The sequence below is a fragment of the Micromonospora sp. NPDC006431 genome (assembly GCF_042870725.1).
Taxonomy (GTDB): domain Bacteria; phylum Actinomycetota; class Actinomycetes; order Mycobacteriales; family Micromonosporaceae; genus Micromonospora.
The window spans coordinates 126,160-137,701 of sequence record NZ_JBIAHQ010000017.1 but is presented as its reverse complement, the minus strand read 5'-3'; the positions used below and the strand labels follow the sequence as shown (position 1 = coordinate 137,701).

11 protein-coding genes and 1 pseudogene are annotated in these 11,542 nt (G+C 73.7%); 5 read left to right on the top strand and 7 right to left on the bottom strand.

Translation table 11 applies throughout. The features are described from left to right. Window position 1 precedes the first annotated feature (1 nt). The 6 genes from ACFYM6_RS25825 to coxB are packed head-to-tail and all read right to left on the bottom strand — an operon-like array spanning window position 2 to window position 5,264. Window positions 2-376, bottom strand: a complete 375-nt coding sequence (locus ACFYM6_RS25825) for a c-type cytochrome (RefSeq protein ID WP_387279495.1) — start codon at window positions 374-376, stop codon at window positions 2-4. Then, the gene (locus tag ACFYM6_RS25820; protein WP_387279493.1) at window positions 373-1,287 is read right to left on the bottom strand and encodes a cytochrome c oxidase assembly protein; all 915 of its coding nucleotides are present in this window, start codon (window positions 1,285-1,287) and stop codon (window positions 373-375) included. Before ACFYM6_RS25820 ends, ACFYM6_RS25825 begins: the two co-directional genes overlap by 4 nt. After that, entirely contained in the window at window positions 1,275-1,676 is a 402-nt protein-coding gene (locus ACFYM6_RS25815; RefSeq protein ID WP_387279491.1) for a hypothetical protein, read from the bottom strand. Before ACFYM6_RS25815 ends, ACFYM6_RS25820 begins: the two co-directional genes overlap by 13 nt. Further along, window positions 1,676-2,305, bottom strand: a complete 630-nt coding sequence (locus ACFYM6_RS25810; RefSeq protein WP_387279489.1) for a heme-copper oxidase subunit III — start codon at window positions 2,303-2,305, stop codon at window positions 1,676-1,678. The genes ACFYM6_RS25815 and ACFYM6_RS25810 overlap by 1 nt, the downstream gene beginning before the upstream one ends. After that, window positions 2,302-4,230, bottom strand: coding sequence for a cytochrome c oxidase subunit I (gene ctaD, locus ACFYM6_RS25805; RefSeq protein WP_387279487.1), 1,929 nt, complete (start codon window positions 4,228-4,230; stop codon window positions 2,302-2,304). The genes ACFYM6_RS25810 and ctaD overlap by 4 nt, the downstream gene beginning before the upstream one ends. Before the next feature lie 8 nt (window positions 4,231-4,238). Then, window positions 4,239-5,264 (bottom strand): cytochrome c oxidase subunit II, encoded by a 1,026-nt coding sequence (gene coxB, locus ACFYM6_RS25800; protein ID WP_387279485.1) that lies wholly within the window; start codon window positions 5,262-5,264, stop codon window positions 4,239-4,241. 136 nt (window positions 5,265-5,400) lie between these two features. Here coxB and ccsA point away from each other — a divergent pair, with 136 nt between their 5' ends. From ccsA to ACFYM6_RS25775, 5 genes are read left to right on the top strand one after another with little or no spacing between them, the layout of a single operon-like run. Further along, a complete protein-coding gene (ccsA, locus tag ACFYM6_RS25795) occupies window positions 5,401-6,159 on the top strand; it encodes a cytochrome c biogenesis protein CcsA (protein WP_387279483.1) in 759 nt (252 codons plus the stop codon). Further along, complete coding sequence (locus ACFYM6_RS25790) at window positions 6,159-6,566, top strand: cytochrome c maturation protein CcmE (RefSeq protein ID WP_387279481.1); 408 nt, start codon at window positions 6,159-6,161, stop codon at window positions 6,564-6,566. Before ccsA ends, ACFYM6_RS25790 begins: the two co-directional genes overlap by 1 nt. Next, window positions 6,556-8,478, top strand: coding sequence for a heme lyase CcmF/NrfE family subunit (locus ACFYM6_RS25785; RefSeq protein ID WP_387279479.1), 1,923 nt, complete (start codon window positions 6,556-6,558; stop codon window positions 8,476-8,478). The genes ACFYM6_RS25790 and ACFYM6_RS25785 overlap by 11 nt, the downstream gene beginning before the upstream one ends. Next, window positions 8,475-9,038: a TlpA family protein disulfide reductase gene (locus tag ACFYM6_RS25780; protein WP_387279477.1), complete on the top strand. Its 564-nt coding sequence runs from the start codon at window positions 8,475-8,477 to the stop codon at window positions 9,036-9,038. The genes ACFYM6_RS25785 and ACFYM6_RS25780 overlap by 4 nt, the downstream gene beginning before the upstream one ends. Window positions 9,039-9,082: 44 nt before the next feature. Beyond that, window positions 9,083-9,964: a cytochrome c-type biogenesis protein CcmH gene (locus ACFYM6_RS25775; RefSeq protein ID WP_387279475.1), complete on the top strand. Its 882-nt coding sequence runs from the start codon at window positions 9,083-9,085 to the stop codon at window positions 9,962-9,964. Between the two features lie 36 nt (window positions 9,965-10,000). On the opposite strand, the pseudogene glpK reads toward ACFYM6_RS25775, so the two are convergent. Next, window positions 10,001-11,519, bottom strand: a pseudogene (glpK, locus tag ACFYM6_RS25770) (glycerol kinase GlpK). Between the last annotated feature and the right edge of the window lie 23 nt (window positions 11,520-11,542).

Sequence of the window (11,542 nt, the reverse complement as noted above, 5' to 3'; positions counted from 1 at the left end):
GTCAGTCCAGGGTGTAGAGGTACGCGGCGATGTCCTGCGCGTCGATCGCGCTGACGCCCAGCTTCGGCATGGCGGTGCCCGGTTCGACGGCCTGCGGGTCGGTGATCCACCGTTGCAGGTTGTCGGCGTTGTTGGGCAGCTCACCGGCGATGTACGACCGGGCGCCGAAGCGGGTCAGCGGCGGGCCGACCAGCCCACCGGCCTGGTCGATGCCGGGAATGGTATGGCACGAGCCGCAGCCGTACTGGGCGATGAGCTGCGCACCCCGGTCGGGCCGGCCGACGCGGGACTCGGGCGGCGGTGGGGGCGGCGCCGAGGCGCAGCCGGTCACGGTGACCGCCAGCACGGCGCCCAGCATCCAGAGACGACGGCTCATCGCACCATCCCTTCCGTTGCGGCACCGGTCGCCGCCGGCTTCGGGTGCCGGCCCGGCCGGTCGGCACCCAGGTGGTCGGGCCGGTCCCGGTCCAGCCGCAGTAGCCAGGCGAGGAAGACCGCCAGCGTCGCCACCAGCACCGCCACGTCCATCGGCGCCCACATCAGCAGCCCGGCGAGCTGCTGGTCGGCGACCGGGTCGGGGCCGAGGACGCGCGCGGGGTAGACCGGCTCGGGGGCGAAGGTGAGGGCCGCGCCGAGGGCGGACGCGGGCAGCATGGTGCCGACCAGCAGCAGCAGCGACACCGGAGCGGGTGCCCGGTGGCGCGCCGGGCCGAGCACCGGCGCCCACAGCAGCCAGGCCGCCGTCACCAGGCTCACGTGCTCGGCGGCGTGCAGGACCGGGCGGTCCACCGCGGCGACGTACGGGCCCGGCAGGTGCCAGAACCACAGGACGAGGGTCTGCGCCGCGGCGGCCAGCAGGGCGTACCCGGCCGGGCGGCGCAGCCGGCGCACCGGGGCCGCGGCCCGCCAGCGGGCCAGCAGCCGGCGCAGCGGCCGGGGCGCGGCGACGGTCAGCGGCAGCCCGGCCGCGCCCGCCGCGAGCAGCGGGCCGGCCACCAACAGGAGCAGCATGTGCTGGGCCATGTGGCCGGCGAAGGAGGACTCCGCCAGCCGGTGCATCGGCCCCTGGTCGGCCGCCAGCACCACCAGCAGCCCACCGCCGAACGCGGCCACCCGCCAGCCCGGCACGACCCGGCCGGGGCCACGGCGCGCCCACAGCTCCTGCACGCCCCGGCCGTAGCCGGCGGCGAGCAGGCAGAGCCCCGCGACGACCAGCATGGTCAGCAGGCCGTCGGTCACGTCGCCCGGGCCGGGCCCGTGGGCCCGGTAGCCGCTCAGCCCTGACATGGCGGGAACACCAGCACGGCGACACCGCCGAGCGCGATGATCGTCAGGAACAGCAGGTTCGCCCAGACACCCACCACGGCGAGCATCCGGGACCGGTCGAGGGCCCGGTCGTGGGCGCCGGCCGCCCGCGCCTGCCCGGTACGCCTCAGCACCAGGGTGGCGACCAGCAACGATCCCAGGGTGGCCACGCCCGGGACGAACACGGCGACGCTGAGGGCCTGCCAGAGCGGTACGCCGGCGATGCGCTCGGACTTGGCGGCGCAGGCGAGTTCATCCAGGCTCCAGGCGGCGATCAGATGCACCGCCCAGGCGACCGCGCCGCCGAGCACGCCGTACCAGAGCAGCAGCCCGCCGGTCAGGCGGGCGTGTGGGCCGGGTCGCGCGGTCATCACAGGCGCGGGGAGAAGTAGATGGTGAACAGGATGGCGACCCACACCGTGTCGACGAAGTGCCAGTAGATCGCGGCGTTGCGGACCCGTTCGTGGCGGTGGGACCCGAAGCTGCCGCCGCGCAGGGAGGCGACGAGCAGCCAGCCGATCATCGCCAACCCGACGCTCACGTGCAGCCCGTGGAACCCGGTGATCACGTAGAACAGCGACCCGTAGACGTTGGTGGTCATGGTGAAGTGCTGGAGGTCGTCCTGGTACTCGATGACCAGCAGGGCCATGAAGGACAGCCCCATCACCAGGGTCGCGGCGAGGCCGGCGCGCAGACGCCAGCGCTGGCCCCGCCGGATGCCGTGTTCGGCCCAGACCACCGGCAGGCTGCTGGGCACCAGCACCCCGGTCATCACCAGCGGGATGAGCAGCTTCGGCTTGTCGATGCCGTCGGGCGGCCAGATGGGGCCGTGCTGGAAGCGGAGGTAGAAGTAGCTGCCGAGCAGGCAGGCGAAGAGGGTGGCCTCGGTGGCCACGAACATCACCATGCCCCACCAGCCGGTCGGCCGGCCGACCGGCTCCTCCGTGGTCAGCGCCTCGACACCGGTGGCCGCGGCCACCGCCCCGCCCCGGTCCGTCATGACGCGATCCCGATTTCCTCGTCGGGCCGCCGAGGCGGCCAGAGCCACGCCGCGATCGTCGCCGCCACCGCCAGCACGGCGGCCACCGCGACCGGGTACGCGCCCAGCAGCAGGGCGGTGAAGAAGACCAGCAGCACGCCGGCGAGCACGAGCGGCTTGAACGACGGCTCCGGCATCTGCGCCGCGCGCTCGGGGCGCGCGTCCAGCTCGCTGGTGAACAGGGTGCGCTTGCCCTCGCTGAGGATGCGGTCCTTGGTCGCGCCCGTGGTGGTCGACTCCACGGTCCGTTCGTCCCAGGTGGGGTGCAGGCTGTGCACGTGGGGAATGACCGGGAAGTTGTACGCCTCGGGTGGTGAGGCGGCCGACCATTCCAGGCTGTCGCCCTCCCACGGGTCCGGCCCGGCCGGCCGGCCCCGCCGGATCGCGTGCACCACGCCGATGAGCACCAGCAGCAGCCCGAGTGCCAGCACGTACGACCCGATGCTGCTGATCAGGTTCCCCACGTCCCAGCCCAGGTCGCTGCGGTAGGTGTAGACGCGCCGGGGCATGCCGAACAGGCCGTAGAGGTGCATGGGGAAGAACGTGACGTGCATGCCGGTGAAGACCAGCCAGAACGCCCACCGCCCGAGCCCCTCGTGGTACATCCGACCGGTGATCTTGGGGAGCCAGAAGTAGATGCCGGCGAGTATCGGGAAGAGCGCCCCGCCGAGCAGCACGTAGTGGAAGTGGGCCACCACGAAGTACGAGTCGGTGACCTGTTGGTCGAAGGCGGTCAGCGCGAACATCGCGCCGGTGAAGCCGCCGAGCACGAAGGTCACGATGAACCCGATGACGAACAGCAGCGGGACCCGCAGCACCAGCCGGCCGAGCATCATGGTGGCCAGCCAGGCGAAGATCTGGATCCCGGACGGGATGGTGATGATGGTGCTGGCCGCGCTGAAGAAGCTGTATGACAGCTGGGGCAGCCCGGTGGCGAACATGTGGTGTACCCAGACCCCGAACGAGACGATGGAGATCGCGACGATCGCCAGCACGATCAGCGGGTAGCCGACGACGCCGCGGCGGGTGAACGCGGGGAGCACGGCGGAGACGATGCCCAGCCCGGGCATCACGATGATGTACACGTCGGGGTGCCCGAAGATCCAGAACAGGTGCTGCCAGAGCAGCACGTTCCCGCCGCCGCCCGGGTCGAAGAAGTGGGTGTCGAACCGGCGGTCGAGGAAGAGCAGCGCGTTGTCCGTGTTCAGCGCGGGCAGGGCGAAGACCACCATGAAGGCGGTGGCCACGATCGCCCAGACGAACAACGGCACCCGGTTGAGCGACATCCCCGGCGCGCGCAGCTTGAGCGCGGTGACGATGAAGTTGATCGCGCCCGCGGTGGTGGAGATGCCGAGGAAGAGCAGGCCCAGCGCGTAGACGTCCATGTGCAGGCCGGGGTTGTGCTGTTCCTGGTTGAGCGGCGCGTAGGCGAACCAGCCGTTGTTCGGCGCCGCCCCGAACGGCAGGCTCGCCCACATGAACAGCCCGGCGAAGAGGAACGCCCAGTAGCCGAAGGCGTTCAGCCTGGGGAACGCCATGTCCCGCGAGCCGATCATCAGCGGGACGAGGAAGTTGCCGAAGCCGAACAGCATCGGCGTGGCGAACAGGAAGATCATCGCCGTGCCGTGCATGGTGAAGAGCTGGTTGTACTCCTGTGGCGACAGCACGCCGGACTCGGGCCGGGCGAGCTGGGTGCGCATCACCAGGGCGCTGAGCCCGGCGAGGACGAAGAAGAACGCGGCGGTGACCAGGTACCGTCGGCCGATCTTCTTGTGGTCCACGGTGGTGAGCCAGGCGCGCAGCGAGCGGGGTTCGTCCCAGTGCTCGGCCAGCCGGGCCAGGTCGTCGCGGCCGATGCCGGGTGGTGTGCTGGTGGTTGTGGACATGGTGGCCCCTACTCCAGCGACCGAAGGTAGGCGATGAGGTCGGGCAGTCGGGCGGCGTCGACCGGCTGCGGGGGCATGGCGTTGCCGGGCTTGACGGTCTGCGAGTTGGCGATCCAGCCGCCGAGGTGGCCGGCGTCGTTGGGTACGGCGCCGGCGCCGATGCTCCACCGCGATCCCACGTTCGACAGGTCGGGCCCGACCCGCCCCTGCGCGCCGGTGCCCCGGATCGAGTGGCAGGCGGCGCAGGTGCCCTGCACGAAGGTCTGCTGGCCGCGCCGTTCGGCATCCGTCTGTGGCGCCCGGGCCGGGGCGTCGAGCCGGTCCAGGAAGGCGTCGAAGTCGGCGCGGGGTTGCGCCACCACGAGGAACGCCATGTGGGCGTGCTGGGTGCCGCAGTACTCGGCGCACTGGCCGCGGTAGCTGCCGGCCTGCCGCGCCTCCAGCCAGGTCTCGCGGGTCTCGCCGGAGATCAGGTCGGTCTTCGGCATCAGCTGCGGCACCCAGAAGCTGTGCAGCACGTCGTCGGTGCGCAGGCGTACCTTGACCCGCTCCCCCACCGGGATGTGGATCTCGTTGGCGGTGGCGCCGGATCGGCCCGGGTAGCGCACCTCCCACCACCACTGGTGGCCGATGACCTCCACGGTCAGCGCGTCCCGGCCCGGTCCGGCGCCGAGCGCGGCGAGGTCCCGCAGGCCGACGCCGTACACGGCCACGAGGATGATGAACGGCAGTCCGGCGCCGGCGATCGTCACGAAGCGCAGCGGCTGGCCGTGGCGCACCCGGGCGGTGCCCCGCCGGAACACCAGCGCCCACGCGAGCAGCGCCATGACCTCGGCGAACACCGCCACGGAGATCCAGAACAGCAGCCACCAGAGGCCGTTGACCCGGGCCGCTCCGGTCCCCTGCGGATTCAACGCTGACGGTGACCCGCCGGAGCAGCCCGCGAGCAGCAGCAGGCCGGCCAGCAGCAGCACCGGCCCGGGTCGGCGCTGCCGCCGGGCCGGGCGCGGGGCGGTCTCCGCTGTCGTCCTCATCGGCAAGGACCTTAGTCCCGGTTGACCGTCTTCACACCTTTTATACCGAACAGGGGGATACAGGGCTGTAAGCGTCTTATGGTGGGCTCCATCCCCACCTTCGGTCAAGCGCCCCCGGGACGCGGACAGGGAGATCATGCAAGCCTCCACGGTGGACCTCGTCGCGGACACGGCCAGAGCGGCCGCCGCGCGCCGGACGATGGCCTGGGTCGCCGGCGGGCTCGCCGCGGCGGCCACGGCGGCCGGCGCGTGGCTCGCGCCCCCCGACGAACTGCAGGGCGACGCGCAACGGCTGATGTACGTGCACGTCCCCGCCGCCTGGGTGGCGTACGCCGCGTTCGCGGTCGTGCTCATGGCCAGCGGGGCGTACCTGATCGGCGGTGACCTGCGCTGGGACCGGTTCGCCCGGGCGGCGGCCGAGCTCGGCGTGGTGCTCACCGCCGCCGCCATCGCCACCGGATCCGTCTGGGGGCACCTGGTCTGGGGCACCTGGTGGGCCTGGGATCCCCGCCTGGTCAGCACGGCCCTGCTGCTGCTCACCTACGCCGGCTACCTCGCCCTACGGCGGGCGCTGGCCGAGCGGACCGGGGCACGCGACGGCGGCGACCACCGGGTGGCGAAGCCCGCCGCCGTCGCCGGGGTGGCCGGGTTCCTCCTCGTGCCCGTGGTGCACTTCTCGGTCGTCTGGTGGCGCTCGCTGCACCAGCAGGCGACGATGCTGGCCCCGCACCGGCCGCCGATCGACGCCCGGATGGCCACCGCGCTGCTGCTCGCCGTGGCCGCCGCAACCCTCGCCGCGTGCTGCGTGCTGCTGCACCGGGTGGTCCGACTGGAGCGCCGTCTGGCGCCCGAGCCCGCCCCCACCGCCGAACGCACCCCGGTGAGAGTCGGATGATGCGTCGCCGGACGGGCCGGGTCGCCCTCCTCGCCGTGCTGCTCGCCGCCGGCGGGCTGCTGGTCACCAGCGCGCTCCGCGACACCGTCACCTACTACCGGACCCCGGCAGAGCTGCTCGACGACCCGGACCTCGCCCGGCACCGGGTCCGCCTCGGCGGTGACGTGGTGCCCGGATCGCTGCGCCACGACGGCGACCTGGTGACGTTCCGGCTCGCGGCGGCGGGTCGCGAGATCGCCGTCGAGCAACGCGGCGCGCCTCCCGAGACGTTCCGGGAGGGAACCGGGGCGGTCGTCGAGGGCACGCTGTCGTCCGACGGTGTGTTCCGCTCGGACCACGTGGTGGTCCGGCACGGCAACGAGTACCGGCCGTCGTCCCCACCCGTGGCTCCGGTCGATGCTCGGTGACCTCGGCACCGCCAGCCTCGCCGTCGGGCTGGCCTGCGCGACCCTGACCGCCCTGCTCTGGCTGCGGGTGGCCCTGTTCGACGCGCCCGTCCGCACCGCCCGGCTCGGCAGCACCGCCACCCTGGCCGCCGCCGCCGTGGCCTGCGCCCTGCTGGAGACCGCGCTGCTCCGGCACGACTTCAGCGTGCGGTTCGTGGCCGAGAACGGCGGCCGGCACGTCCCGCTCTACTACACGCTGACCAGCCTGTGGTCCGCGCTGGACGGCTCGCTGCTGCTGTGGCTGCTGGTCCTCGGCGGGTACGCGGCGCTGCTGGCCCGGCGCGCGTACCCGCCCCGGCTGCACGCGTACGCGATGGTGGTCGTCAGCGTGGTCATGCTGTTCTTCTTCGCGCTGTCCAGCTTCGCCGCGAACCCGTTCCGCCCGGTGAGCCCGGTGCCGACCGACGGCCCCGGACCGAACCCACTGCTGCAGCAGCACCCGGCCATGGGCGTACACCCGCCGCTGCTCTACGCCGGCTACCTCGGTCTGGTCGTACCCTTCGCGTTCGCGCTCGCGGCGCCGCTGGTCGGACGGGACGGACGCGGCTGGGTGCGGATGGCCCGCCCGTGGGCGCTGGTGGCCTGGGCCGCGCTCACCGGCGGCATCGGCCTCGGCGCCTGGTGGTCGTACGCGGTGCTGGGCTGGGGCGGTTACTGGGCATGGGACCCGGTGGAGAACGCCTCCCTGCTGCCCTGGCTGACCGCCACCGCGTTCCTGCACACCACCCTGGTACGCGGCCGGACCGCCTGGCACAGCGCGCTCGCCTGCGCGAGCTTCCTGCTGGTGCTGCTGGGCACCTTCCTCACCCGGTCCGGCGCGGTGGCCAGCGTGCACGCCTTCACCGACTCACCGCTGGGTCCGATGCTGCTCGGCTTCGTGCTGCTGGCGGTGGTGGTGTCGACCGTCCTGACCGGCCGGCGGGCCCCCGAACCGGCCCGCACCGGACGGCCGCGGGCGCTCTCCCGCCCCACCCTCGTGCTGGTCAACGGGGTACTCCTGGTGACCATCGCGGCGGTGGTGCTGATCGGCACGATCCTGCCGCTGCTCTCCGCCCCGTTGGACGGGACGCGCGTGTCCGTGGGACCCGCCTACTACCAGCGGACCGCGGTGCCGCTGGCGGTGGTGGTGCTGCTGGTGCTGGGCGTGCCGCCCGCCCTACGTGACCGGTCGGCGGCGCTGCGGCGGCTCGCCGCGCCCGCCGGCGCCGGCCTCGGCACGGTGGCCCTGGTCGGACTGCTCAGCCGACCCGGTCCGGCCGCGCTCACCGCGTTCGGTGCGGCGGCGTTCGTCCTCACCGGACTGGCCGGGGAGCTGATCCACCGGCTGCGCCGGTCCGGCCCCCGCCCCGGCCGGCTCGCCGGGCTGGTCGCGCACGCCGGGCTCGCCCTGGTCGCGGTGGGCGTCGCCGGGTCGTCGGCGTACGGGCGGGACGCCGAACGGACACTGCGGGTGGGCGAGACCCTGCGGGTGGGTGATGTCGCGGTCCGCCTGGTCGGCGTGGACCGGACCGGCGGCAGCGGGAGCATGGCGGTGCGAGCCCGGCTGGCGCTCACCGCATCGGGCCGCGCCGGCCCGACGATCACCCCGGCGCTGCGCTACCACCCGGCCCGGGACACCGCGGTGACCGTGCCGGCGATCGGCACCGGCCTGCTGCGCGACACGTACGTCACGCTGATCGCGGTCAGCGAGGACAGCGGCAGCGCCACCGTGCGGCTCGCGGTGAACCCGCTCGTCAGCCTGATCTGGGCCGGCGGGGCGCTGACCGCCACCGGCGGGGTGCTCGCCGCCGCCCGCTCCGCACGGCGGCCGGCCGCCCGCGACGGCCGGGCGGTGCCCGCCCCGGTGGCCGTCGGTTCCGGAGCGGCACGGTGAGGCGCCCGGCGCTGCGCCGCCCCGGATGGCTGCGCGGCGGGCCGGCGGTGGTCCTCGTGCTCACCGCTGTCGTCGGCACTCTGGTCGTCCTCGGCCTGCGCGCACCGGCCGCCCCGAACCCGGGCGAGGGGTTGGCGGTGGCGGGCACACCCGCCCCGGCACTGTCCGGACCCACCCTGGACGGTGGCCGCTTCGCGCTCTCCGACGTCCGCGGCCAGGTGGTGCTGGTCAACGTCTTCGCCTCCTGGTGCGGGCCGTGCCGGGACGAGCTGCCGCTGCTGGTCGACGCCGAGCGTGAGTGGTCGCCACGCGGCGTGCGGCTGGTCGGGCTGAACATCCGCGACGGTGCCGAGGCGGTCCGGGCGCTGCTCGACGAGACCGGCGCGAAAGGGCTGACCGTGGTGCCGGACCCGGACGGCACCCGGGCTGTCGAGTGGGGTGTGCGGGGCGTACCGGAGACCTTCGTGGTCGACCGGGACGGCCGGCTCGTCGACCGGCGGCAGGGCGTGGTGACCCGGCAGTGGCTGGAGCAGCGGGTCGCGCCGCTGCTGGCCGGATGAGGTGGCGACACGCCCCAGGGCGTGTCTCCCGGAGAGGCGCCCTGGTGGCGCTCGTGCTCGTCGCGCTGGTCGCCGCGGCCGGCATCGGGCTGGCCCGGGCGGCGAGCGACCACGGCCGGCAGGATCCGGTCCGCGCGGTGGCCGCCGGGCTGCGCTGCCCGGCCTGTCAGGGCGAGTCGGTGGCGGACTCCCGGTCACCGATCGCGGTGGCGATGCGACAGGTGGTGGCGGACCAGCTCGCCCAGGGGCGGGACCGCGACGAGATCCGGCGCTGGTTCGTCCAGCGGTACGGCGCGGACGTGCTGACCGACCCGCCGGCCCGCGGGGTCCGGCTGCTGCTGTGGGGCGTACCCGCGCTGGCCCTGCTGGCCGGCGGCTACGCGGCGGTGCGGACGCTACGCCCCCGCACCGGCCGGGCCCGTCCGGCCGCGCCGTCGACCCCGGACGCCCAGGGCGCGCGGCGGGCCTGGCGGGTGGCGTCGGTGGGGGTGGTGGCGCTGGTGGCGTCCGTCGCGGTCGCCGCCGACCGGCTCGACCCGCCCGCGCGGCCGGCACCCGCCGACCCGGTCGCGGTCGCCCTCCAGCTCGCCCACGACCTGGAGACGCAGAACCGGTACGACGCCGCGGCGCGGATGTACCAGGAGGCGCTGCGGGAGCGGCCCGACGACGGCGTCCGGCTGCGGCTCGCGTTCGCGCTGCTGCGGGCCGGTGACAGCGCCGGCGCCCAACGCACCGCTCGGGAGGTCCTGGCCCACGAGCCGGACTCCCCCGACGGCCTGCTGGTGCTGGGACTGGCGCAGCGGACCACTCAGGCCGCCGAGGCGGCGACGACGCTGCGGCGTTTCCTGGCCGTCGCGCCGGCCCACCCGGCCGCCGAGGAGATCAAGCGGCTTCTCGCCGCGCAGCCGGCACCTGGCGGACCCTGACGGCGGCCCCTCCCGTGGAGGGTGAAGGTACGGCGGTCAGTCCACCTCGACCCAGTCGAGGGTGCGCTGGACGGCCTTCTTCCACCGGGCGTAGCCGTTCGCCCGCTGCTCCGGCGACCAGGCCGGCTGCCAGCGCCTGCTCTCGTTCCAGTTCGCCCGCAGCTCGTCGGTGTTCTTCCAGAACCCGACGGCGAGGCCGGCGGCGTACGCGGCGCCGAGCGCGGTGGTCTCGGCGACCACCGGCCGGCTGACCGGCACGCCGAGGATGTCGGCCTGCAACTGCATGCACAGGTCGTTGACGGTGACCCCGCCGTCGACCTTGAGGCAGTCCAGGTGCACCCCGGAGTCCTGCGCCATGGCCTCGGCCACGTCCCGACTCTGGTAGCAGATGGACTCGAGGGTGGCCCGGGCGATGTGGGCGTCGGTGTTGTAGCGGGACAGGCCGACGATGGCGCCGCGGGCGTCGGAGCGCCAGTACGGTGCGAACAGCCCGGAGAAGGCGGGCACGAAGTACACGCCGCCGCTGTCCGCCACCTGGCTGGCCAGGATCTCACTCTGCGCCGCACTGCTGATGATCTTGAGTTGGTCGCGCAGCCACTGCACGGCGGAGCCGGTGACCGCGATGGAGCCTTCGAGCGCGTACACGCGGCGCCTCGTCGCCGAACTGGTAGCACACCGTGGTGAGCAGCCCGGCCTTCGACCGCACGATCTCCCGGCCGGTGTTGAGCAGCATGAAGTTGCCGGTGCCGTAGGTGTTCTTCGCCTCGCCCGGGGCGAAGCAGACCTGCCCGACGGTGGCGGCCTGCTGGTCGCCGAGGTCGCCGGTGAGCGGAACCTGACCGGTGAACGGTCCGTGCGGCCCGGTGCTGCCGTACGAGCGCGGGTCCGACGACGGCCGGATCTCCGGCAGCATGGCGCGGGGAATGTCGAAGAAGGACAGCAGCTCGTCGTCCCAGTCCAGCGTCTCCAGGTTCATCAGCATCGTGCGGCTGGCGTTGGTGGCATCGGTGACGTGCACGCCGCCCTCGACCCCGCCGGTGAGGTTCCACAGCAGCCAGGTGTCGGTGTTGCCGAAGACGGCCTCGCCCCGCTCGGCGGCCGCACGGACCCCGTCCACGTTCTCGAGGATCCACTGGATCTTCCCGCCGGAGAAGTACGTCGCCGGAGGCAGCCCCGCCGTGCGCCGGATGACGTCGCCCTTCCCCTCGCGTTCCAGCGCCGCCGCGATGCGGTCGGTGCGGGTGTCCTGCCAGACGATGGCGTTGTAGTAGGGCCGGCCGGTACGGCGGTTCCACACCACGGTGGTCTCGCGCTGGTTGGTGATGCCGAGCGCGGCCAGGTCGGCGGCGGTCAGACCGCGGGCGTTCATGGCGGTCTGGATGACCGTCTGGGTCCGCTCCCAGATCTCCAGCGGGTTGTGCTCGACCCAGCCGGCCTGGGGCAGGATCTGCTGGTGTTCGAGCTGGTGGCGGCCGACCTCGTTGCCACCGTGGTCGAAGATCATGAAGCGGGTGCTGGTGGTGCCCTGGTCTACCGCACCGACGAAGTCAGCCATGCGGGTCACTCCCTGTCGTGGTC

Bases quoted from the DNA above. Each gene is read 5' to 3' on its own strand.
- ACFYM6_RS25825 (WP_387279495.1), bottom strand. From the start codon at position 376: ATGAGCCGTCGTCTCTGGATGCTGGGCGCCGTGCTGGCGGTCACCGTG.
- ACFYM6_RS25820 (WP_387279493.1), bottom strand. From the start codon at position 1,287: ATGTCAGGGCTGAGCGGCTACCGGGCCCACGGGCCCGGCCCGGGCGAC.
- ACFYM6_RS25815 (WP_387279491.1), bottom strand. From the start codon at position 1,676: ATGACCGCGCGACCCGGCCCACACGCCCGCCTGACCGGCGGGCTGCTG.
- ACFYM6_RS25810 (WP_387279489.1), bottom strand. From the start codon at position 2,305: ATGACGGACCGGGGCGGGGCGGTGGCCGCGGCCACCGGTGTCGAGGCG.
- ctaD (WP_387279487.1), bottom strand. From the start codon at position 4,230: ATGTCCACAACCACCAGCACACCACCCGGCATCGGCCGCGACGACCTG.
- coxB (WP_387279485.1), bottom strand. From the start codon at position 5,264: ATGAGGACGACAGCGGAGACCGCCCCGCGCCCGGCCCGGCGGCAGCGC.
- ccsA (WP_387279483.1), top strand. From the start codon at position 5,401: ATGCAAGCCTCCACGGTGGACCTCGTCGCGGACACGGCCAGAGCGGCC.
- ACFYM6_RS25790 (WP_387279481.1), top strand. From the start codon at position 6,159: ATGCGTCGCCGGACGGGCCGGGTCGCCCTCCTCGCCGTGCTGCTCGCC.
- ACFYM6_RS25785 (WP_387279479.1), top strand. From the start codon at position 6,556: ATGCTCGGTGACCTCGGCACCGCCAGCCTCGCCGTCGGGCTGGCCTGC.